Source organism: Pseudonocardia sulfidoxydans NBRC 16205 (assembly GCF_007989085.1).
In the GTDB taxonomy this organism is placed as follows: domain Bacteria; phylum Actinomycetota; class Actinomycetes; order Mycobacteriales; family Pseudonocardiaceae; genus Pseudonocardia; species Pseudonocardia sulfidoxydans.
The window spans coordinates 1-21,556 of sequence record NZ_BJVJ01000091.1 but is presented as its reverse complement, the minus strand read 5'-3'; the positions used below and the strand labels follow the sequence as shown (position 1 = coordinate 21,556).

The window sequence follows — 21,556 nt, the reverse complement described above, 5'->3', positions numbered from 1 at the left end:
AGCCCCTCGGACAGCCTTCCAGCACGCGCAGCCCCTCCAGGCGGTCGGATTTCAGGCTCCGGCGACAGCGGCCGCAGCGGCCGCCACAGGAATCGTAGAAGTTGTTGTGCAGCAGACGGAGTCCCGCATCTCGACGGAAATCGTTGAACCAGGGAGGGTCCGTTCGGGCCCCGCTCGAACGAGCGACTGTGCCTTCGGCTACAGGCGTGCGATCCCGATAGCTCGCTTGTTTCAGTTTCACCGGCGCGTCGCGCCTGGATCTGAGTCGCGGACCGCTAGCTTCTCGCCCATGGAGATCGGTCCGGAGCGTCGCCGCAAGCCGGGCAGGCCGAGCAAGGGAGACCGGGTATTCACCGGGCTCCGTCTGCCCCGTCAGTACCGCACCGCGGCGGAGGAGATTGCACGCCGTGACGGGTTGGACGTCAACGACGTTCTGACCCGCCTGGTTGGCGAGCGCCTCGGCTTGCCGGTCCCTGACTACTGCTACCCAGACTCGGCTTCGGATGCTCAGGAGGAGCTGCCGCTGAAGGCTTCCTAAAACAGAACGAGGCGGCCCCGGCAAGGGCCGCCTCGTCTAGCTAGTACGTCGCAGGGCACCACCCGCGACGTCGTACCCCGGCAGTGCCGGGCTTTTCTGAACCCTCTGCGAGAAGGGCCGCTTTCGCGTGTCCAAGATACCTCTTGGGCAGGGCGATGTGCGAGTGCGACACGACGACGCCGTCCTGCCCTCCTACGCCGGCTGGTGCCAGCCCTGTTACGAGCAGGGCAGCTTCGTGCTTGCCACGAGCGTCGACAGCGACCGCTGCATCATTCACGGCGCCGGCAGAGCCGCTGCGGACGTCGAACGCTTCGGTCTCACACCGCCACCCATGGCTCGACCACGCGAGACCCGCCCGTCGTCGACACCGCGCGGGCGGGCCGCGCGCCTTACCCCCCCGCGCGGGCCAGGGCACGCCGCAGCGGCGCGCCCAGTTCGGCGTCAGCTCACTCGCGCAGCGGCGCGAGCGCTGGCCTACGGCCGCGAGCGTGCCCGTCAGCGTCTTGAAAACGGGCAGTGGGCCCCGCACCCGGGATGGCGCAGCTTCATCGACACCGGGTGGCGAGTGCTGATCGACCAGAAAGAGGCCCTGCAACGGGTCGACGAGCTCATCGAAGGTGAGGACTGGCGCGGGGACAAGCGACGCAGCTGGACCCAGATCCTGCGCCAACTGGTGTGCGCCATGGACTGGTCGACCGGACTCGTGACTGGCCTGGCCGCTGATCGGCTCGGTGCCGCCGGTGCCCGCGCGCCCCGAACTGTGTCTCGGGTGCTCGCCTGGGCACGCGACGTGGGCCTGCTCGTTGTGGTTGAAGCGGGCGCGTCCAAGGAGTTCCTCGGGACCGACCGGAACCGTACACCTACCTATGCCCTGGTCACCTGCCGCCCGCAACCGGTTGCTGCCCAACGTAACCCCCCGCAATCGAGGCCTGTGGATGAAAGTGGCGACCTCCCCGAATCTCTCGTTGAGAACAAGCCCTTGACGGGCGGTGGACGGAACGACCCCGCCAGTAAACGACTCGTTGACTGGCCAGTTTTTCAAGTCCCCAGGTCACCTACCGAGCGAAACGCTGCAACTCGTTGCCTACTCAACAGAATGGGCCTCGACGGCCCAAGTTCTGGGGCGCCTCTGTGGCGTGCCCGGGCCCTGCTGAAGGGGTGGTGGGATCAAGGTGCGTGTGTGGCCGGGGTCCTGTATGCACTCGAACACCACCCCGATCGCCTCGAAAGCAGGCGCGGTGCCGTCACGAAGGGCTCGACCGACGTGCTCCGGGTGATCGGGTACCGCCTGAAGCCGTGGACCGGGCGACTGGCGGAACTGCCACCCGAGGTCATCGGACACCGCGGCGACTACCGTGCGCGCCAGGCCTCACAGCTCGCCGCCCGGGTGAGGGGGTCGGCCACCAGCCGCACTCAGACTCCGGACCGTGTCTCGCCCGGCCAGCTGGCTGCACGGGCTGCGTGGGCAGAACATCGCCGCGCTCTACGCCAGCGGCGGCTCGTCGAGCAGCAACGAATCCGAGACGGAGGTCGATCGTGGAGACCCTGACCCCGGTCCCGCCGGGAGCGGCGCTAAAGAACCAGGGCACGCTCCGGACACTGAAAAGACGCACTCAGCAGATCGAAACGTGAGACAGGTTGTCAGGTTGGTGGGGACTAGGGACCCTCAGTCTGCAACTATCTGTCCGATTATCGTGGTCAGTCCTGTTCTGTGGGGTTCGCGCGCACCGCCGCGGCAGCGCGCGCCTGGCCCGGCGACTCACCGCTGTATGTGATGATGATCGGCACATCCGAAGTACCGCCCCACCGGGGGTGGGAAGCACACGGAGGAAAAATTCATGGCGCGCGTTCATGTCATCGCCAACCAGAAGGGCGGGGTCGGCAAGACCACCGTCACGGTCAACCTCGCCGCAGTCGTCGCCGATACCCTCGGTGGCAGCACCGACGCTCCCCCGGTGCTCGGCGTCTCGACCGATCCCCAGGCCTCCATGCTCGAGTGGGCCAACCGGGTAGGTGACGCGCTACCGTTCGACTTCGAGCAGTGTCACGACAACCCGGCACTGCTCAGCAAGCTCCGCGATATCGACCGGTACGCCCACATCTTCGTCGACACCCCCGGCAGCCTCGAGGACGAGTCCATTCTGCGGACGGTACTGGCTCAGGCTGACGACGTCATCGTTCCGCTCGAGCCGGAGCCGATGTCCTTCTCCCCCGCCGCTCGCTCCATCCAGCGCCTCGTGGTCCCCCTCGGTGTGCCGTGGCGGGTACTGCTGAACAACTGGGACCCCCGGGACGGTGAAGCCGACTTGACCCAGACCCGTGAGTACGCCGCGGCACGCGGTTGGCCCTGTTTCAACACCGTGGTCCGCCACTACAAGCTCCACACTCGCGCCTCCGCCGAGGGAGTCACTGTGGTCCAGTACGCCAAGAACCGGGTTGCGCTCGAGGCACGGCAGGACTTCTTCAAGCTGGCACTCGAGGTACTCGGCGGTCAGGGCGGCACCGCCCGGCATGCCGCCGTGTCCGCCAACGGGGATCCCGCCAACGACGCCACCGTCGGTGTTTACGGCGTAAACGCGGGCGAGCACGCTAGGGAGGCCTGAGCTATGGGGAAGCGCGTCAATCTCGCTGAGTTGGCCCAGGAAGAAGTCCCCGACAGTTACTCCCTCACTCCCCCAGCGGACGCTCGGTGGTCGACCTCTACCCGTGGCCGCACCGTCGAGCTCGACAGCGCCACGCTCGCCGTCGGCGACATCGCGCTGAACCCGTTCAACGAACGTGACCCCAGCGACGATGAGGGCGAGGAGTTCGACCAGCTCGTCGCGACCATCCGCCAGCACGGTGTGCTGCAACCCATCGTCGTCTGCTCCGCGCAGGCCTTCGGAGACCGGTTCCCCAGCGAGCACTCCAGAATTGGTGACGCCTCCTGGGTGGCGCTCATCGGGAACCGTCGGCTGCGTGCATCGATCGCCGCCGGCCAGGCGCGAGTGCCAGCTTTGGTGAATGACGAGCGGCTAGCGAGCATGCACGAGGTCATGCTGATAGAGAACAGCCATCGCAAGGACCTGTCACCGCTGCGAGAGGCGGCAGCGATGCAGTGTGTCCTGACTGCCGAGAAGATCTCGCAACGAGAACTGGCGGCCAGGATCGGGCGGACCAACGGCTACGTCAGTCAACGCGTCGTTCTCCTCGGCTTGATTCCGGCACTGAAGGACGCGCTCCAAGACGGCCGGCTGAAGCTCGAACGCGCGCGGGAACTGGGCGCGTTGCCGACAGACGAGCAGGAGCAGATCGCTGCGGACGGACCACCGTATCGACGGAAGGCGGAGCGTGCGGGCCACCGGACCCGTCGCACGATCGCCGCCGCGACACCCGCGGATGCTGCGGCGTCGATCCGGAAGGTGTTCAGCGCCGACGAGCTCGCCGAGCTGATTCGGCTGCTGAGCACCCAGCGGGACTAACGTCACGGGCAAGGGGAGGGCGGGGCCGCACGCGTGCGGTCCCGCCCTTCGCGCGTCCAGAGCCGGTGCAGCACGGAAAGCAGCGTCCGGCTTGGTCTCGTACGACGGCGTACCAACGGGGGCGTCGTGGCGCAGCTGCTTCCCCCGCTGGGCGACACGCACGGGTGCCGATCTCGTTCGTACTCGACCACAGCCACGGCAAGACCGTTTACGCCGTAAACACGGCACCGCAACAGGACGCGTCGCTGCATGGTGTCAGAGACGGATCGGACGGGGTTGTCCCAGACCGCACCTTCATTGATGTAACCGTGCATCGCGGACGAGGGAGAGTCAGCTGACGCACGAGCGCAGTCTCCGGAGTGCTGGCGCGACAGGTGGAGTGCCAGCGCGGAGGGCGATGGCGCGAGCCTGTGAGCAGCGGATGGCTGGCCAAATACCGGGCAGGCTCCCAGCGTCGGCGCAGGCGGCGACGAAGAGCGCAAAGGCGCGGCCACCAAGCGGGGTGTCCGAGGTTGGCTCCATTCGTCGATGCGCACGAACACGGACGCGTCAGCCGCCAGTTCCGGGGCGATGGGTGGTGGCAGCGGGAGCTACTGGCTCGCGGGCGGTGGGGCGGTGGGGGAGCGGTTGCCGATGTCGCGCTGGGAGAACGGCTGCGGCGGGTAGAGCCAAGCGTGTCAGGCCCGGATGGGCAGGTGACGAGAAGAAGCTCCGTAGGTGAGATCGCGGGTGTGTCCGGCCCCGGCGGGGTCGGACTTGGACGCGACGATGACGACCCGCAGCCCATCAGGGTCGACAACGGGTCGGCGAGGCGAGTGCGGCGAGCTCGCTACCGTGCAGGGCGCCGGCGAACCCTATGAGCATCAGCGGCCGGTCCCCCGGCGTCCCACGGACGGAAGGGACCAAGCGGGGTCGAGGACGGGGTGTAGCCATGCAGGGGACGTGGCGGTAGGGCGGACCGGGCGGGCACGGTGAGTGCTGGCAGTACGGGTCCGCTCCATCCCGGGATCGCTGGCGGGGGAGGGGCGCCCGGAGAGGGGGCCATGCGCGACAGGCAGCGTGAAGCACCGCCGAGTCGCTTTGGTGCGCCGATGTGTGATGGGCGTGTGTGGCAACGAGGTGGCCACACACGCCGGGGACACCGACAGCGCAGAAGGTCCGCCCGGACAACGCCTCGGTCGTCCGAACCAGCTCCGCCCGCTGTCGGCGTGCTGACCCGTACGCGCGCGGGAAAGGGCGACCTGGAGAAGCCTCGCTCGCCCTGCCCTGCGCCCTCCTCTTCCGAGCTCCACCTGTCATAACGTCTCTCCTCACGGGCGGCGGAATGCCGAGTCGAGAACTCACTCCCGCCAAGTGAATGTCGAGAAGTCCAACGCCCAAGCCCCAGGAATTCCCGGAGACTCGGCGAGTCGCTGCAGCTATCCGAATTACCGTCTGTGAAAATCTGACGTGTGGCTACGCCCCCGAAGGTTTCGGCCGCCGAGCGCGACGCCGCCGTCACCCGGATTGACCGTCGGCACGCGCGGATCGACGATCCGCGCAGGTCAGAGCTAGGCACCGATCCCCGCGACGTACTGGAGTTCGTGCTCAACCGGGGCCTGGTCGGAGTTCCCCGCTGGGTCACCGCCGCCGACCACGCCGACGCCCTGCTGCTGTGGACCTGGCTGTGGTGGGAGGACTGCCGCACCGAACGCCGACTGCTCCGCCAAGGCCTCGCCGCCGGCCTGTCGCTAGCCACCGTCGGCGCTCCGCTCGGCATCACCACCCGTCAGGGCACCCAGGACAGGCTCGACCGCCTGAACGGGCTGCTCAGGCACGACCGGCCCGACGAACAGCTCACTCGCACTGCACGTCGCGAGCTACGTGCTCGCGACGGCCGGCAAATCTGGATTGACGCCCACCGTGCCGAGGTCCGCACTGTGCTCCTCGCCCTGCTCATCCAGGCCCACCGCGTCCTCGGGTCAGGAGAGAGCAGCAACGCAGATGCCTATTCTGCAGACAGCGGGCCCGACGGGCGCACTCACGAGCCACACCCGGCTCGTGAGTGGCTCGACGAAGTCGACGCCGACTACGCCGACGACACCCTCACCCCTGCCACCTTCGCTGCCGCCGGGCTGGCGGCCGCCGAGCTCCGAACCAGCAACCCTGTGCTCGAGCTTGACCCACACCACCGAGTGCACGGGGCCCTGCGCGCCCTCGACGCTTTGCGGTCGCGCATGGCGGCGGCGGTCCTACCCCCCTAATCCGTCAGGTGTGGCGTATGGGCGTACCCAAACTGACATGTGAACTAGGTTTATTACTTGTTGCAAAGCTAGACACCCCTGGAGTATCTTTGCAACTAGTTAAGATGCTACTAGGAGGTTGCGGTGCTTCAGATCCAACTCGGCCCAGAGCGTGCTGCCGATCCGGCCACTGAGGCGCTGGGCCGCTCGCGTATCGGGAGCTGGCCGGGAATGACCGAGCACGAGGCATGGGACGCCGGCCGCGGGGTCTGGAAGCTCAACGCCGATCGCGCGCTCCAGCAAGACGAGGTCCAAATCGTCGACCTCGCTGGGACGGTGCTCGCGGTCGCGGAGATCACTGGCCTCGCCAAGGTCACTGGCCTCGCCAATAGCCGCGACCGCTACGAGCTGCAGGGCCGGCTGCTGTTGGGCGACGAGCGCGTGGGCAAGCCGACGTCGACACCACACCCCTCGCGAAACTCGGTGGCCTACTTCTAGACCGCCCTGGCCGTCCAACCGCGCCGGCAACGGGAACTGAACCGGAGGCCCAAGGGCCCCCGGTGACCGTCGGAGGTGGGTTCAGGCCCCCCGGGTGTCGAGGCAGCGTCGTTCAGGTCACAACGAAACCGAGGCTGTCGTCAGGGTCTTCGGCCAATCCGATCGTCTGGCGAAAATGACTTCATCGCGCTGCTCGTGCCCGCCGGGCGCATTACCGGGTGATGAAGGTGGCGCGGCGGGTGTGGGCGAAGCCGCGGTCGTCAACGGCCGGCGTCCCGGTCCGGACCGCGTCGACGTCGCCGCGGAGTTGGGCCCAGTCGGGGCGTTGGGCGATGTCGACGGTGCGCGCCAGGAACGGTCGCAGCGCCCGGTGCAGCACGAGGACCTGTCCGCGTTGCAGGGTGCGCAGATCGCCGGGGCGCAGGGTGGGGACGGTTTCGAGGCCGTATGAGGTGCGGGCGCCGCCGCTCCACATGCCCTCGCTGTGGTGCTGGGCGCGGACCTGCTCGTGGTGCCCGGCCAGGGTGGACAGCCATTCCAGGGCGTGGGAGTCCTTGAGCCCGCCCCAGACGCTGAGCGTGGTGGTGTTGTCGAGCAGCTGCCGTGCCCGGGGCGGGGTGAAGGTGTCTTCGAGCTGCGCCATCGACTGCGCGGCCCAGTGGATGACCACGCCGCGGCCGGCGGAGTCGGAAACGATGTCGGGCAGCTGCGGGATCGGGGTGGCGTTGGCCAGCTCGTCGAGCACCGCGGTGGCCGGCGGGTCCAGGCGCCGGGTGGGGTAGTCCAGTGCCATCTCCTGGGCGGTGGTGAGCCAGTGCTCGGCGAACGCCGCGAGCACGGGGGTGGCCTGGGCGGCTTGGTGTTCACCGCCGACGAGGAACACCGAGCCTTGGCGGCCGATGAACGAACGCGCGTCGAACCCGTCCCCGGGCGCCGGCGAGCACAGCTCACGCAGCCGGGGGTCGAGGAAGGGCTCGATGACACGGCGCACCGACATCCACACGGCGTCGGCGGTGCGCGCGACCATCCCGGTCTCGGAGGCCAGGTTGGCCGCGATCTGCGGGTAGTCGCGTTTGAGCATGGAGACGGGTTCGAGGTTGGCGGGTTTGGTGGTGGCCCACCGGATCAGCGAGTCGATCCCGCGCCCGTGGAGCGCGGCGGCGAGCAGGTAGGCGGCGAGGACGAACGTGGCGCGTTCGCGGAACACCCGGTCGTTACCGGCGCCGCCCCCACCGCCGGCTTCGACGGCGACCGCGGAGGCCTCGACCATGGTGTGCGCGCGTCGGTAGGCGGTCGGGAGGTCGTGGCAGCCTTGGATCGGGGACCAGCGCAGCCGCGCGGGCCAGCTGGTGGCGGCGGTGGCGTCGAAGACTAGGACAGGGCCGGCGAGGTGGCGCCGGGTCCGGGCGAGTGCGGCGAACTCCAGCAGGTCGGGTTTGGTGGTCGAGCACAGCAGTGCCCCGGGGGCGGCGAGGGCTTTGTGGACGAGGTCGCGCCGGGACTTGCCCGACTGGGTCGGGGCCAGGGTGCCGGTCGGGTTCTCCAACGGCGTGCACAGCGGGCGGCCGCGGCGGTCACGGTGCAGCGGCGCGGCGAGCTCGGCCAGCGGGGCGTGGCGCCGTTCGGTCGGCGAGAGGCTGGGGCGGGTCCACGCGGCGGTGCGTCGCGCAGCAGGCAGGGAGAGCTCGCGGGCAATCTCGGCGCGGGTGGCGTGCCCGGCCGGGCCGGGTCCCCACCGCCGCCACGCCCACACTCCGCACACGCCTGCGGAGGTGAAGAACACCAGCTCGAGGACCGCGGCAGTCGTCCAGTACAGGCCGGGGTGGCCGGCGAGGCTCACCGACCACGGCGCCCCGACGGCGGCGCCGGGGTCGGCAGGGTGGGTCAGGATCGCGAACCCGAGCGGCACGACCTGGTCGGGGCCGGCCCAGTAAAGCCCGTCGCCGGCGAGCGGGGCCGCCACGGTCAGGGCGGCGACCAGGAGCCCGCCCGCGGCGAAGGCCGCCATGGCCAGGCCGAACCCGAGCGCGGCGAGCGCGAGGTCTTGGTCGGAGACCGGCGAGCGGCCCAGGAACGTGGAGGTGCTGCGGGTCATCATCGGGGGGCTCCTGCGGCCAGCGCCGACGGCGGCGGGGCGGGTTCGCCGGAGGGTCCGGCGATGTGGCGGATGGTGACGATCTGCGGGGTCCATTTCGACAGCGGGGAGACGATGACGCCGGTGGAGCTGTCGTAGGCGTCGACGACGACGCCGTGCCCGACATACATCCCGACGTGACGCGGATTGGTCGCCGACCCGAGCGAGCCCGGGGTGAGCAGCAGATCCCCCGGAGCCAGCTGCGATAGCGATCCGACGGGGGTGCCGGCGCTCTTCTGGCTGACCGTCCCGGCCGGGATCGGCACCCCGGCCGAGGCCCAGGCAGCCAGCATCAACCCGGAGCAGTCGAAAGCGTCGGGCCCTTTGGCTCCCCACACGTAGGGGGCGCCGATCTTGGAGATGACGTAGGAGACCGCGGCGCGTTGCTGCGGGTCGGCGGGCAGGGTGAACCCGGGCGGCATGTGGTGGCGGTCCAGGTCCTCGGGGGAGAGCTGGATGCTCGACCCGCCCTGATCTGCGCAGCCGAGGGTCGCGAACGCCGCGGCCTGCGCGTCGGCACCTGAGACGGGCGCGCCGTTGACGGGCGGGACTGGGTTGTCCGGGCCCTTCCAGAACCGCTCGACCAGCGCGGTGGCCGGGGATTCGGCGGGGGCGTAGCGCTCGGGGAACGCCGAGCGCTGCACGGCCTGCTCAGCGACCCCGGGCGCCATGGTGGCCCAGCCGGGGAGCTGGAGCAGGCGGTCGTAGAAGGTGCCGGTGGACAGGGCGGGGTTGAGGATGGTGGCAGGGCTGCCCCAGCCCTGGGAGGGGCGCTGCTGGAACAGGCCGAGGGAGTCGCGGTCGCCGTAGGTGACGTTGTTGAGCTGGGACTCCACGATGGCGGTCGCGACGGCGATCACCGCGGCGCGTCGGGGCAGGGCGCGGGCGACGGCGATCTCGACGATGGTCTGGGCGTTGGCGGTCTGCTCGGCTGACCAGGACCGTGGCCCGATCTGCTGGCGGCCCCCGCCGGTGCCGCCGTCGCCGCCGCAGCCCCCGGCCAGCGCGCCGCCGAGGGTGGCGATCGCGGCGAACCCGCCCAGGACCGCGGTGCAGAGCAGGAACCACACCGCGACCGCGGCGACGACCAGGGTGGTGCGTGACGAACCCACCGCCGGCCTACCCGACGCCTGTCGAGTTTCGGGTCCCGCGCACCGGTCGATGGCCTTGGACCCGGTCCGGGCGGGCAGCGCCGGTGCTCATGCGGCGCTGTTCTGGCCAGCACCGCTGTTCTGGTCGGCAGCCTGGTAGAGCGCGTAGCCGATGTCGCCGAGGGGACGCGCGGAGAGCAGGCCGGTGTCGTCGTGGAAGCTGGTGACCGCAACGATGGTCCCGGCGCCGGTGCCCGGGTTGAAGCCGGTCAGCCACGGCCCGCCGGAGGCGCCCGGGGTCATCGCGCACGGCATCGTCAGCGCGTTGTCGCTGCTGGGGTCGATCGCGACGGCGCTGGTGAAGCAGCGCCGCAGAGTGCGCCCGTCGAACGGGGCCTCGACCGGGTAACCGAGCGCGGTGACCGCGGTCCCGGCCACGGGGGTGGTGAACGCGATGCCCTGGGAGCCAACGACGTCCTGGACGCTGCGGCCGCGTTGCGGGCTGATCCGCAGGAACGCGACGTCATAGGCGATGTCGCCGGTGTCGCGCCACCGGGAGTCGACCCAGGCCCGCTCGATCTGCCAGCGCCCGTACGGGGTGCCGTCGCCGGTGCGGCCGGGGATGAACTGCTCCAGCCGAACCCAGCCGTGGCTCGGGAACGCGCCGGCCATCGGCCCGGCCGCGGGCCAGTACACGCAGTGCGCCGCGGTGACCGCGACACTGCCGGTGCTCGAGGAGACGACCGTGGCGGTGCACGAGCTCTGCGTCGACAGCAGCTGCCCGACCGAGATCGCCCGCTCCGCCTGATAGAACGCGCCACCGGCGCCGGTGCTGGCCGCGCGGGCGGAGCTCGGCGCGGAGCTGGCCGGTCTCGGCTGGGCCGGTGCCGGTCCGGCGACGTCGTCGCGTGGCGGTCGGGCCGGGGCGAGAACCAGCACGCTGGTGGTGGTGGTGGTGGTGGTGGTGGCGGTCGGCGACGAGGCGGCAGGATGCGCGGCGGCGGGAGCCCGGGGTGGCGGAGCCGCGGAGACGGAGGCGGCCATCGGCAGCACCCCCAGCGCTGTGGCGGCGGCTGCTGCAGCCAGAACGTGCGCGACGGCCGGTCCGAGCCGGCCCCGCCGCCGGGTGGACGCGGGCCGAGTGGCCGGGTGCGGGCTGGTGGTCATTGATGGTCCGTCCCGAGAAGTGGCTGCGAGTTGCCGGAGCCGGAGCCGCCGCGGTCGAGCAGTGCGCTGGTGACCTTGGGGATGACGCCGGTGACGTTGTCGAGCAGCGTCACGCCGGTGTGTGTGGCGGGTGGGGTGTTGCCGTCGCCGAAGGTGTTGGCGCGCACGGTGATCCCGCTCAGGTCACTGGTGTTGTAGGTGATCCCGCCGCGGCCGTTGGCGCCGATGTGGTTGCCGGTGATCGTGACGTCGGAGAGCTGCCCGCTCGACTCGACCCAGAAGTCGATCCCGGCGCCGACGTTGTCGCGTACCACGTTGTTGGAGACGGTGATGTTCGCGAGCCGGCGGGTGGTGGAGTAGTTCTCCACGGCCAGCCCGATGCCGGATTTGCTGGCCTCGGTGGCCCCCCACACCTGGTTACCGGTGACGGTGAGGTCGTGGGCGGAGTCGAGGTAGATGTTCGGGCCGCGGTTGCCCCAGACCTGGTTGTCGTGGATGAGCCCGTCGGAGGCTTCGTACTTGGCGTCGATGCCTTCCTCGCCGTTGTCGTGCACCGTCGAGCCGGCGATCTCGAAGGTCTTCGTCCCGACGATCGAGATGGCCTCGTTGCTGGCCGAGGTGCCGCGGGCGTTGTTGCCGTGCACGTTCGCGTCCTGGACGAGGACGTCGCGGCCGTTGGAGAGCACGATGCCGCCGTCCTGGGAGTCGGCGACCTCGCAGTCCCGCACGACGATGTGGTCGATCTTGTCGCCGTAGATGCCGTGGCCGGCCGATCCGCGGATGGTCAGCCCGACCAGCCGGACCCAGGAGCGGCCGTCGAGGGAGACCAGCCCGTTGCCCGAGCCGGATGAGTCGCCGCCGCCGATGACGACCGCCGCACCGGGTGCCGCGGCGATGGTGAGCCACTTGCCCGGCGCGCCGTCGCGGGAGACGGCGAAGCCGGGGTAGGTGCCCGCGGAGACCTGCACGGTGTCACCGGGCTGGGCGGCGTCGACCGCAGCGCTGATGTCGCGGTAGGCCCCGCCCGCGCCGACCGTCAGCGTCCGGCCCCCGCCAGGCGCTCCGTCGTCGATGCCCTTCACCGCTCCCGTCCCGGGCTCAGCGACTGTCTCGGCGCCCGCGCCCGCGCCCGTGCCGGCCCCGGGGCCGGTCCCGCTGCTGCAGGTGGCGGGCGTGCTGGTGCTGAGCCCGGCCTTGACGAGCGCGTCGTGGATGGCCTTCGCGCGCGGGTCGGTGGCAGTGGCGGTGGCCGCGGCGAGGTCGGCGGCCGCCGCGCGCCACCCGCACGACACCGCAGCGCCCGGAGCGACCCCCGCGAGCGGCCGGGCCCCGGCGAGTGGCTCGTTGTCGGCGGCCTGTGCGGTCCCGGCGCCGGCAGTGAGCAGGATGAGCGCGGCCGCGGCCGCGACCACCCAGCGACGCCGGCCCACCAGGACACGGAGGTGCGGGCTGGTCACCGGGGAACCCCGAGGTGGTGGCCGTTGACCCGCCCCAGCAACGCCGCCGCACCTACCGAGCCGGGACCCGGCCGCTGCTGCGGGTCCCCGTGCTGGGGGACGGGTGCGGGGGTGTGGGCGCGGAGCTGGGCGTTGGTGTCGAAGATCCGCTGCTCGGTGGCCGACAGGACGGTCTGGACCTTCCACCCGGGATGGTTCTCGATCTTCCACAGCGCGCGGCCGCGGCGTTCCATCGCCCACCCGTTGGTGACGTCCTGTTCCCGCTCGGACAGCGCGAGCTCGGTGGCCAGCTCGTCGGCAACACGGGTGGACTGCCCGAGCAGGATCCGCGTCGAGCACAACGCCAGGAGGTCTTTGGCGATCGCGACCTCCTGCGAGCCCGCGGCACCGACCGAGAGCAGGTCCGAAGGCTTGTGCATGACCAGCAACTGGATCTTGCGTTCCGCACGGGACAGCCGCAGGTCGGAGTCGACAGCGTGCACCGCCCGCAGCCCGAGCCGCATCTGACGCCAGACCTCGTCACGCACGACGATGCGGATCTCGCCGTCGTCCTGCAGATCGGTGATCATCGACGACCAGGACCCCAGGCAGGTCAGGGCCACGGCGATGGCCTGGTCCCCTCGTGAGCGCAGCAGCGACAGGTCCATCGACTGGATCGGGGCGTCCCAGTCCAGGGCGAAGTTCGTCGGCTCGTCGAACAGCCCCGCAAGGGGCCCGTGGACGAGGTTGGACAGGGCGTCGGTGATCAGCCGGGTGTGGTCGAGGAACTCCCGCGGCCCGGCGAACCGGGCCACCTGCCACAGGTCCTCGTCGGGGTCGGCCAGCGCGCGGGCGACGTCGGGGATGGTGATCGGACGCAGCCGGGTGCTGCCGTCCTCGGCTCCGACCAGGCGGCGCAGCACGACCGAGAGCACGAGCTCGTCGGTGACGGTGGGCTGATATCCCTGGGTCTCGGCCAGCGCGGCGAGCAGCTTGGTCCAGCGGGCCAGGATCCCGGTCAGCTCCTCGCGCTGGCGGGAGGCGGTCCAGCCGGCCCAGCGGGCGGCCAGCGGGCCGAGGTCGAGCGCGTTGAGCCGGGCCGAGCTGCCCCGTCCGAGCGCGATCGGGGTGATCCCCAGGGAGCGCAGCAGCGGCGTGTACTCGCCCTTGACGTCGCCGGAGATCAGCGTCTTGATCCCGAACAGCATCATCCGCAGGCAGAACGCCACCACGGTGGAGGACTTGCCGCGGCCGGGTTCGCCGAAGATCACCATGTTCGGGTTGGTCGAGAGCCCGCGCAGCAGCCATTCGATGGGGTGGCAGTAGAACGCCCCGCCCGAGAGCACGTCGTAGCCCATGCGGGCACCGATCGCGGGAACACCGTTCGCGGCGAGCAGCGGGAACAGCCCGCCGATCTCACCGGTGGTGGCCTGATAGACCGGCACCCGGGCGGCGGCCTCGACCGGCGCCCACCCGTTGCCGGCCTCGGATCGGCCGCGACGCGGGGCGAGCGCCCGGTTGATCCGCTCGGCTCGCGAGTCCTGGCTGTCGAGGCCGTCGCCGCCTGTTGTGGGGGCGGGACTCAGCGAGCCGCCGGGAGCGAACAGGCTCATCAGGTCCTGGGCGTCCCGCGGCCCGGACGTCGGGCCACCCGCAGCGCGGGCGGAGCGGGCAGGGCGGGGGGAGCGAAGGAAGCGCATCAGTCCAGCGCTCCCCGCAGGCGGGGCAGCCCGATCCCGACCGGCAGCGCGGCCGCGACGAACGCGCTGTCCTGGGCGAGCTCCAGGCGCAGCAGCCGGAACCGGCCCGAGGCGTCGTTCTCCAGCTTCGCGGCGTGGTCCTCGAGGTTCCATCCGGCCGGGACGGTGATCGAGGCGGCGACGGTGAACCGGACCATGGAGTGCCCGGCGGCGACGGCGGATTCCTGGTTGCGCGCGCCGCCGGCCTTGCGGTGTTCGGCGGCGGTGGTGTTGAAGCCCTTGTTGGCCTTCCAGTCGGTCATGACGTTGTTGCGGAAACGGTTGGACTGCACCGCCCGGTTCGCCGCCCGCGCCGAGAGCACTTCGTAGTGGATGGCCAGGGTGCGCCGTTCCCCGGCGGTCCGGACGGCGAGCAGCGGCCCGAGGGAGCCGAAGATGGTGCCGGCCTCGGGCATCATCACCGCATACGAGACCGAGGAGAACCCGTCGTGGTGGTAGGCGCGGGCGGCCGGGGTCGGCGCGAACGTCGGGCCCGCGGCCGCCAGCGGCAGCCCCACCGACCCGCCGCCGGGAGCGGCGCCGGCGGGGGCGACCTGCTGGTGGGTCAGGTGCTGGTTGGTCAGCACGGCGGCCGCGGCCGGGTTGAACCCGGTGCGGATGGCCTCGGCCATCCCCGCGCTGGTCAGCCAGCTCACCGACCGGATCCCGAGTGACTTCAGCGCGTCGTCGAGGCCGTCGAGGACCCGGTAGAGCACCGCTGCCCGCCCCGCGGTCCCGCCACCCGCGGCGGCGGCGGGGCGGCGCAGCGCGGACTCGGTGCCGGACACGGTCACGAACAGCTCCGTGCGCACCGACACCGAGCCGATGGTGGCGTCGAGCTCGTCGGTGGCCTGCCGCGCCAGGTCGGGGGCGCCGGCGTGTTCGTGGGCGGTGCGCCACACGTCGTACTCGGTGCCGTCGTCGGGGACGGTGCGCACCAGCAGCGACATCCGGTCCACGACCTCGCGGTGCCCGATCGCGATGAGCAGGTTCCCCAGCCGCGCGGCGAGCCGTTCGCACTCGGCGTCGGACAGCATCCCGACCCCGGAGTGGGTCAGCCGCGCGGTGGCACCCCAGCGGCCGTCGCCGGTGTCGTGGATCAGGCACAGACGGCCCTGGTCGCGGAACGGCGGGCCGTCGGGGAACGCGACCCGGGCCAGCACGCCCGGAAGGTCGGGTTCGTCGCGGGGACCGGGCAGCCCGGTGGCGGCCTTGGACTGCCACAGCGACCAGCGCATCAGGACTCCTGTCTGGAAGAAGATCAGGTCGGCGAGCCAGCGGAACGCCGAGCGGCCGCGAACCGGGACGACGATCAGCGCGGCGAGCAGCCCGTCGACGAGCAGCCAGCCGAACGCTGCAACCCAACGGCCGGCCGACAGGCTCAGCAGCACCGGCGCGACCAGGGCCAGGCAGGCAACGGCCTGGGCCGGGGTCAGCCCCAGGACCCAGCCGGCGCGTTCGCGGTTGTTGAGCTCGCGGTAGATCCGCAGCGACCGCGCTGAGGCGGTGTCGCTGCTGGTGCGGGCGCTCATGCGACCGGCGGCACGTCAGCCGCTGCGGCCGCGCCGCCCCCACCACCAGGACCACCAGAGCCTCCGGAGCCACCGCCCGGGCCGCTGCTCACGCCGGCCGGTGCCCCACCGCCCGGTGTCGGGGGAGCGATGGCCTGCGTGGGGGCGTCCGGGGACACCGGCAGCCCACCATCGACCGGCGCGGACCCATCACCACCAGAACCCGACCCCGAGCCCGACGAGGAGTCCGTCGAATTCGGGTCGCGCTGGGAGCGGTCCTGGTTCTGGTTGCTGCTGTTGCTGTTCCCGGCGCCGGCCGGGCCGCCGTAGCCCCAGCCGATCCCGGCCCCGTCCATCTGGGCGTTGCCGAAACTCGTCGCGGCCGCGGCCGCGCCGCCGACCAGCCCACCCAGCTGCGACACCCCGCTGCCCGACCCCCCGGACGAGCCGCCGCCTGATGAGCCGGACGAGCCGGAGCTGGCCGCGTCGAAGCGGGAGGTGTTGGACTCCTCCGCGGACGAGCCGCCGTCCGCGGCGCCTGCCGAGCCCGACCCCGACGAGCCCGACGCGGAGGACAGGTTGGAGCGGAACGTGGCTCCGGCGGCGGTGCCGGGCTCGACGAAGGCGAGCAGCCGGAACACCGCCAGCGGGCAGAACAGCGACACCAGCAGCACCCCGGCGCCGGCGAGCAGCCCACCGATCCCTGAGGGCTGGGCGAGCATGTTCACCCCGATGACCAGCACGAGTGCCAGCGCGGGCTTGAGCACGATCGCGGCGATCGTCCAGCGCAGCGCGCGCCAGAACCAGCTCGAGGTCGTGTTGGTCATCAACCCGGCCGCGGTGATCGGCAGCGTCGCGACGAGCACCAGGATCACGGCCTGGCGGAAGACCATCTCCAGCAGGTAGCCGATCCCGGCGGGGATGATCCCGAACACGCTCACGATGCCCAGCACGACCGAGCGGGCGCTGCCGTCGACCTGATCGCCCAGGTCGGGTGGGGTGTCGGTGAAGACCTTCCCGAGCTTCGCGCCGTCGAGGATGCCGACGAAGTTGTCCGAGGACAGGCCCTTCTGCAGCAGCAGCTGGGTCAGCCCGTCAGCCCCGCCGAGCAGGACCGTGACCACGCCCAGGCTCAGCGCGCACGCCACCCCGAACGCGACCGGGCCGGACGCGACGCGCCAGAACCCGACCCCACCGCGCAGGACGGTGACGGCGAGCTGCCAGAAAAACAGCCCGAGCGCAACCGCCCCGGCGATCCACAGCAGCGTCGGCCACACCGTCGAGAACGGCGCCCCTGCTGCGGGCCTGCCGTCGGCCCCGGCGAGGTTGGTGTTGAAGGCGAGCAGCCCGTCGACCAGCTCCAACGCGGTGCGCAGCAGCCACACCGACGCCGACCAGATCGCCTGCATGATCGAGTCGAGGATGGTGTTGAACGCCGACGAGATGAGGTCCTCGGGGCCGGGGATACCGAGGACGGCAGGCGCTACCAGCGAGGCGGGCATCAGCTGGTCCGCAGCGGTATGTAGCCGGCGCCGAAAGCTTCGTCGGTGCCGGGCCACGCGACCGGTGCTTGGGCGGCCTGGGCTCCGGGGGCGATCTGCCAGTTCTGGCCGTTCCAGCGCATGGCCTGGCAATCCCCGCCGCCGGCAGTGATGGGGGTGCCGTTGGCCATGATCGCGGCCTCGCCCAGGACGCAGACGACGGCGTAGCGCCCGCCGTCGGTCGTGCCCTTGATCAGGCCGGCCAGCGGTGTGTAGGTCAGGGACAGGCTGGAGACGACGCCCTGTTTGGGCAGACGCCCAGCTTGTCGGAAGGCCATCAGAGTCCGGTGCATGACGCTGGAATCGACCTGCGGTGCGCCCGGCGCGGCGATCGAGTTGTAGGCCAGCTCGTAGGCCTGCGGGTCCGCTCCTTGCAGCCCGACCCGGGTCAGCTCCGCGAGCTGGGCCAGCGCCCCCTCCGGGGTGGGCGGGAACTCGTCGGCGAGCACGTCGTTGCGTCCACCCGGAGGCGGCAGGGTGATCAGCGCATCGGGTTCCCGGGTGCTCAGGGCATGCGGCTGCGCGGCTTCCTCGGGCAGCAGCGGCATCGGGCGGGTGGCCAGCGCGGTCTCCGCGGCCAGGTCCCAGCCGGGCTCCCCGATGACCGGCCCGGCCGGCGACGCGCCTGGGTCGGGGTCTTTGCCCAGTCCGAGGATCACCGCGACGAGCCCGATGAGCAGCAGCATCGCCAGCGCCCCCAAGCTCGCCAGCAACAGCCCACCGCGGCCCCGTCGCCTCGGCTGTGAATCGGGGGCGGTCGGCGGCGGGAACGGTGAGCTGGGAGTGGGGCGGGTCTGCTCGTCGGGGGAGAACGGTGCCCCGTTGGGGTTCATCGTTGTCATCCCCGGGTCAGGCGTTGCCGGCGATGGTGGACAGCAGCACGTAGCCGATGGCGTAGAGGAACGCCGACCCGACCGAGGCGAAGATGGTGATCGCGCCCATCCGCCCGAAGCGGTGGTGATCAGCGATCCGGCCGCCGGCGAACATCGCCACGCCGGCGAAGAAGCCGAGCACGATCGCCGCCCCGGCCCCCCACTTCACGTACCCGATGACCTGGGTGATCTTGTCCGCGCCCGGCGGGGCCGTCGCCCCGGGATTGGGGATCTGGGCCGGCAGCGGGATCTGGGCCGGCAGCGTGCTCATCCAGCGCAGGGTGTGGTCGGCCAGGGCCAACGTGAGGCTCATCGGGGTGCCTTTCGGGAACGGGAGGCAGGCGGGGGGAGCAGGTTCCAGCGGGTCAACAGGGGCGCGAGCGCGTCGAGGAGCCGGTCGGGCAGCAGCTCGGGGGTCACCCCGGCGACGAGCACGTCGTCGTCGTGGGGCAGGAAGACCGCGGTCTCGGTCATCGGTTCCAGCCGTCGCCCGGCTGCGCCCACGACTCCGGCGGGCCAGCGTTTCGCGCCGACCACGACCAGCTGGTACGGGTAGGTCGCGGCACCGACGTTGACCCAGGGCTCGAGGCGGGCGAGGACCTGTTCGGCGTGGCGCAGCGAGGGGCGGGTCGGGCGGACCACCAGCAGCGGGCGCTGCGCCGGGGTGCCGAGCCGGAGCCAGCCTCCGGCACCGGCCAGCGGGCTGGCCGCGGCGCGCCAGCCGTCGTGGCCGACGTCGACCACGGTGACGTGCAGGGGGTCGACCTCGGGCAGCCACTGCGGCGGCGCCGGCACCATCCCCGGCGTGATCACCGGCAGGGTCGACTCCAGCCGGGCGAGCAGGGCTTGGCCGCGCCAGGAGTAGCGCAGCGACAGATCCGGTGTGAGCGGCGAGGTCCACGGGCCCTCGGCCTCGGCGGCCGCGGCGAGCCCGGAGCGGGCCGGGTCCGCGGCGTCGATGAGCAGCACGCACCGCCCGGCCAGCTGCAGGAGGTCGGTGATCGCCGCGGCGACCACGGACGCCCCGGCGCCGGGGGAGCCGGACACGACCGGGATCAGCGCGCCGAACCCGGCCCAGCTCACCGGCTCCACGACACCGGGTGGCAGGTCCAGCGCGGTCATGGCGGCCGCGGCGCCCCCCATTCGCGCCGCGACCGCCCCCACGTCACCGTCCCGGCCCGTGGCCGCGCAGCGGGCCGCGGCGGCCGCGGCTTCGGTGAGATCGACCTGGTCGATCCGGGTCTGCCCCGCTCCGGTGCGGGTCGCGCGTTCGAGGTCGGCGACGAACTCAGCCACCGTCCCCCGCCGCGGGCCCGGCCCCGCCGCTGCCTGACCGGGGTGGTGTCCGGTGACTGTCACGACAGACCGAGCTTGCGAGAACAGGCGGGCCAGGCCGAATAGCCGCCACGGTCTGCCTTGACCTTCTCCGCTACCGCGATCTGCTGCTCACGGGTGGCCTGGTCCGCGCTCGGCGCGTATTGGTCGCCGCCGTAGGCCTTCCAGGTGGCTGCGTCGAACTGCAGCCCGCCTTCGTAGCCGTTTTTGGTGTTGATCTTCCAGTCGCCGCCGCTCTCGCACTGCGCGAGCTGGTCCCACGTGGTGTTCGTGCTGGTCGTGGCATCCGAGCCGGACTGTGTGTCGCCGCCCTGGCCACCGGCAGTCGCCGCGTCATCCGAGGTTCCCTGGTCCTGCTGTCCCTGCTGGTCCTGCGACTTCTCGTCGTCCTGCGCGTCCTGGTCCTGGTCCTGGTCGTCGGAGCTCTGCTCGTCGTCGGTGCTCTGCTGACCGCTGCCCGAGTCCTGAGCACTGTCCTGGTCGCTGTCGTCCTGGTCGCTGTCCTGGTCACGGTCGGCGGCCGCGCCGCCGTCGGAGGTCGAGGAGGTGTCCGCACCCGAAGTTGTGTCGGTGCTGTCCGTGCTGTCCGTGGTGTCGCTGTTCGTGGTGTCGGACTGCTGGCCGCGGCCGGTGATGCCCTGGGCAGCGAGCTGCTCGGAGAGGTTGCGCGCGACCGGGTCGTCTCCTGCGGCGGACAGCTCATCGGCCAACGTCCGGGCCTTCGCCTCCCATGCCTGCGCGCCGTCGGCGCCGCCGGTGGACGTCGTGTCGGTCGCGGCGCCCGAGCCGGAGGAGCCGTCGCCCGCATGGCCGGGGTCTTGGGCCGTGGTGTCGCCACCGGTGGAGGTGTCGCTGCCTCCCCGGCCGGTGTCGCCCCCTGTGGTGGAGGTGTTATTGCCGCGTTCGGTGACCTGGTCGTTGACGGTGTTGCCGGTGTTGCCGGTCCCTGTCCCCTTGTCGCGGGCCTGCTCGATGATCTGGGCGAGCTGGCGCGCTGCGGGATCGGAGTTGCCGGTCAGCTCAGCGAGCAGGGCATCTGCCTCGGCCGACCACCCGCCCGCACCAGCGTCGGTGCCCGCACCAGCGTCGCTGCCCGGGTCGGCGCCACCTCCGGCGCTGTCGCCGGGGTTGGAGTCGAGTCCGCAGACCTCGAGGCCGTCGGCGGGCAGCGCGCGGACCGCGGCGGCGAGCGCGCCACCGGCGAGCAGCACGGACCCGGCCGCGGCGCTGGGCACGATCACCGACCCGGGCTCCCCGCCCGTGCCTGCACCTGTGGCCGTGCTGGTGTCGGCGGCCTTCTCGATGCTGGTCCGGAGGTCGGCGGGGGTGGGGGAGTAGCCGGCCTTGACCAGCGCGACCGCGAGCGTCCCGGCGGCCGGGTCACTGCCCATGGCGGACAGCGTCGAATCGGCGAGGTCGTGTACGCGCTGGCGCCAGCCAGACGCGACCGAGGGCGTGATCCCCAACGCGCGGATGCCCGAGCTCAGCGCCGCGGCGCGGGCGTCCGAGCCGGCGAGAGTCAGTGAGGTCACCAGTTCCCGGACCTGCCCGAGGAGCTTCGCTGCCTGCTCGGGCGTGAGCTGTCCACCGCCGCCGCCCGGGGTGGTCGAGCCGGAGTCCTTGGTGGTGGTGTCGGTGGTGGTGTGGACGGTGCAGGTCCTGGTGTCGGTTTGGTCGGCGACGAGCGCGGGGGTGGTGGTTAGGGCCGGTCCCGCGGCCAGCGCGGCGGCGACGGCCAGGGCGCCGACGGTGGTGGTGACGGGCATGGTCACTGCTCCTTGGTCACGAGACGATCGATCTGGGCGGGTCGGGGCCGGTTGCCGAAGACGAGGCACGGAGGGCGTGGATCGGCTCACGGCGGCAGCAGGGGGCGGCTCATCGCGGCCCGTTTCCACAGGTCGCCGCGGTCGGCTCGACCTCCCCCGAGCCCGAGCCCGAGCCCGAGCCCGAGCCCGAGCCCGAGCCCGAGCCCGAGCCCGAGCCCGAGCCCGAGCCCGAGCCCGAGCCCGAG

At 71.7% G+C, this 21,556-nt stretch carries 17 protein-coding genes; 6 read left to right on the top strand and 11 right to left on the bottom strand.

The genetic code is table 11. From position 1 onward, the window contains the following. The first annotated feature begins 289 nt into the window (after nt 1-289). The 6 genes from PSU4_RS27150 to PSU4_RS27130 all read left to right on the top strand — a co-directional run bounded on the left by PSU4_RS27150 (nt 290) and on the right by PSU4_RS27130 (nt 6,719). A complete protein-coding gene (locus PSU4_RS27150) occupies nt 290-538 on the top strand; it encodes a hypothetical protein (protein ID WP_147114505.1) in 249 nt (82 codons plus the stop codon). Nucleotides 539-2,376: 1,838 nt separating this feature from the next. Next, nucleotides 2,377-3,141: a ParA family protein gene (locus tag PSU4_RS27145; RefSeq protein ID WP_147114502.1), complete on the top strand. Its 765-nt coding sequence runs from the start codon at nt 2,377-2,379 to the stop codon at nt 3,139-3,141. 3 nt (nt 3,142-3,144) lie between these two features. Then, the gene (locus PSU4_RS27140) at nt 3,145-3,999 is read left to right on the top strand and encodes a ParB/RepB/Spo0J family partition protein (protein ID WP_147114499.1); all 855 of its coding nucleotides are present in this window, start codon (nt 3,145-3,147) and stop codon (nt 3,997-3,999) included. A gap of 528 nt (nt 4,000-4,527) precedes the next feature. Further along, nucleotides 4,528-4,665, top strand: a complete 138-nt coding sequence (locus PSU4_RS31610; protein WP_186817209.1) for a hypothetical protein — start codon at nt 4,528-4,530, stop codon at nt 4,663-4,665. A gap of 785 nt (nt 4,666-5,450) precedes the next feature. After that, a complete protein-coding gene (locus PSU4_RS27135; RefSeq protein WP_147114496.1) occupies nt 5,451-6,242 on the top strand; it encodes a hypothetical protein in 792 nt (263 codons plus the stop codon). Nucleotides 6,243-6,452: 210 nt separating this feature from the next. Continuing rightward, a complete protein-coding gene (locus tag PSU4_RS27130; RefSeq protein ID WP_222596416.1) occupies nt 6,453-6,719 on the top strand; it encodes a hypothetical protein in 267 nt (88 codons plus the stop codon). 211 nt (nt 6,720-6,930) lie between these two features. On the opposite strand, the gene PSU4_RS27125 is transcribed toward PSU4_RS27130, so the two are convergent. The 11 genes from PSU4_RS27125 to PSU4_RS27075 all read right to left on the bottom strand — a co-directional run bounded on the left by PSU4_RS27125 (nt 6,931) and on the right by PSU4_RS27075 (nt 21,311). Further along, the gene (locus tag PSU4_RS27125; RefSeq protein ID WP_246115379.1) at nt 6,931-8,817 is read right to left on the bottom strand and encodes a type IV secretory system conjugative DNA transfer family protein; all 1,887 of its coding nucleotides are present in this window, start codon (nt 8,815-8,817) and stop codon (nt 6,931-6,933) included. Then, nucleotides 8,814-9,965, bottom strand: a complete 1,152-nt coding sequence (locus tag PSU4_RS27120; protein ID WP_147114488.1) for a C40 family peptidase — start codon at nt 9,963-9,965, stop codon at nt 8,814-8,816. The genes PSU4_RS27125 and PSU4_RS27120 overlap by 4 nt, the downstream gene beginning before the upstream one ends. 87 nt (nt 9,966-10,052) lie before the next feature. Further along, complete coding sequence (locus tag PSU4_RS27115) at nt 10,053-11,111, bottom strand: trypsin-like serine peptidase (RefSeq protein WP_246115378.1); 1,059 nt, start codon at nt 11,109-11,111, stop codon at nt 10,053-10,055. Beyond that, entirely contained in the window at nt 11,108-12,568 is a 1,461-nt protein-coding gene (locus PSU4_RS27110; RefSeq protein ID WP_147114485.1) for a right-handed parallel beta-helix repeat-containing protein, read from the bottom strand. Before PSU4_RS27110 ends, PSU4_RS27115 begins: the two co-directional genes overlap by 4 nt. Next, a complete protein-coding gene (locus PSU4_RS27105) occupies nt 12,565-14,160 on the bottom strand; it encodes a putative type IV secretion/conjugal transfer ATPase (RefSeq protein ID WP_246115377.1) in 1,596 nt (531 codons plus the stop codon). Before PSU4_RS27105 ends, PSU4_RS27110 begins: the two co-directional genes overlap by 4 nt. An 86-nt stretch (nt 14,161-14,246) precedes the next feature. Then, nucleotides 14,247-15,818, bottom strand: coding sequence for an SCO6880 family protein (locus tag PSU4_RS27100; protein ID WP_147114477.1), 1,572 nt, complete (start codon nt 15,816-15,818; stop codon nt 14,247-14,249). Beyond that, nucleotides 15,815-17,299 carry a TrbL/VirB6 family protein gene (locus tag PSU4_RS27095; RefSeq protein ID WP_246115376.1) on the bottom strand — a complete coding sequence of 495 codons (1,485 nt, stop codon included), beginning with the start codon at nt 17,297-17,299 and terminating at the stop codon, nt 15,815-15,817. Before PSU4_RS27095 ends, PSU4_RS27100 begins: the two co-directional genes overlap by 4 nt. After that, nucleotides 17,299-18,171, bottom strand: a complete 873-nt coding sequence (locus tag PSU4_RS27090) for a hypothetical protein (protein ID WP_147114474.1) — start codon at nt 18,169-18,171, stop codon at nt 17,299-17,301. Before PSU4_RS27090 ends, PSU4_RS27095 begins: the two co-directional genes overlap by 1 nt. A 16-nt stretch (nt 18,172-18,187) precedes the next feature. After that, entirely contained in the window at nt 18,188-18,523 is a 336-nt protein-coding gene (locus tag PSU4_RS27085; protein WP_147114470.1) for a hypothetical protein, read from the bottom strand. Beyond that, nucleotides 18,520-19,506 (bottom strand): hypothetical protein, encoded by a 987-nt coding sequence (locus tag PSU4_RS27080; protein WP_147114467.1) that lies wholly within the window; start codon nt 19,504-19,506, stop codon nt 18,520-18,522. Before PSU4_RS27080 ends, PSU4_RS27085 begins: the two co-directional genes overlap by 4 nt. Before the next feature lie 59 nt (nt 19,507-19,565). Then, nucleotides 19,566-21,311 (bottom strand): transglycosylase family protein, encoded by a 1,746-nt coding sequence (locus tag PSU4_RS27075; protein ID WP_147114464.1) that lies wholly within the window; start codon nt 21,309-21,311, stop codon nt 19,566-19,568. Nucleotides 21,312-21,556: the final 245 nt, after the last annotated feature.

Excerpts from the sequence above, each read along its gene's own strand:
- PSU4_RS27150 (WP_147114505.1), top strand. The coding sequence starts at position 290 with ATGGAGATCGGTCCGGAGCGTCGCCGCAAGCCGGGCAGGCCGAGCAAG.
- PSU4_RS27145 (WP_147114502.1), top strand. The coding sequence starts at position 2,377 with ATGGCGCGCGTTCATGTCATCGCCAACCAGAAGGGCGGGGTCGGCAAG.
- PSU4_RS27140 (WP_147114499.1), top strand. The coding sequence starts at position 3,145 with ATGGGGAAGCGCGTCAATCTCGCTGAGTTGGCCCAGGAAGAAGTCCCC.
- PSU4_RS31610 (WP_186817209.1), top strand. The coding sequence starts at position 4,528 with ATGCGCACGAACACGGACGCGTCAGCCGCCAGTTCCGGGGCGATGGGT.
- PSU4_RS27130 (WP_222596416.1), top strand. The coding sequence starts at position 6,453 with ATGACCGAGCACGAGGCATGGGACGCCGGCCGCGGGGTCTGGAAGCTC.
- PSU4_RS27125 (WP_246115379.1), bottom strand. The coding sequence starts at position 8,817 with ATGATGACCCGCAGCACCTCCACGTTCCTGGGCCGCTCGCCGGTCTCC.
- PSU4_RS27115 (WP_246115378.1), bottom strand. The coding sequence starts at position 11,111 with ATGACCACCAGCCCGCACCCGGCCACTCGGCCCGCGTCCACCCGGCGG.
- PSU4_RS27105 (WP_246115377.1), bottom strand. The coding sequence starts at position 14,160 with ATGAGCCTGTTCGCTCCCGGCGGCTCGCTGAGTCCCGCCCCCACAACA.
- PSU4_RS27100 (WP_147114477.1), bottom strand. The coding sequence starts at position 15,818 with ATGAGCGCCCGCACCAGCAGCGACACCGCCTCAGCGCGGTCGCTGCGG.
- PSU4_RS27095 (WP_246115376.1), bottom strand. The coding sequence starts at position 17,299 with ATGCCCGCCTCGCTGGTAGCGCCTGCCGTCCTCGGTATCCCCGGCCCC.
- PSU4_RS27090 (WP_147114474.1), bottom strand. The coding sequence starts at position 18,171 with ATGAACCCCAACGGGGCACCGTTCTCCCCCGACGAGCAGACCCGCCCC.
- PSU4_RS27085 (WP_147114470.1), bottom strand. The coding sequence starts at position 18,523 with ATGAGCCTCACGTTGGCCCTGGCCGACCACACCCTGCGCTGGATGAGC.
- PSU4_RS27075 (WP_147114464.1), bottom strand. The coding sequence starts at position 21,311 with ATGCCCGTCACCACCACCGTCGGCGCCCTGGCCGTCGCCGCCGCGCTG.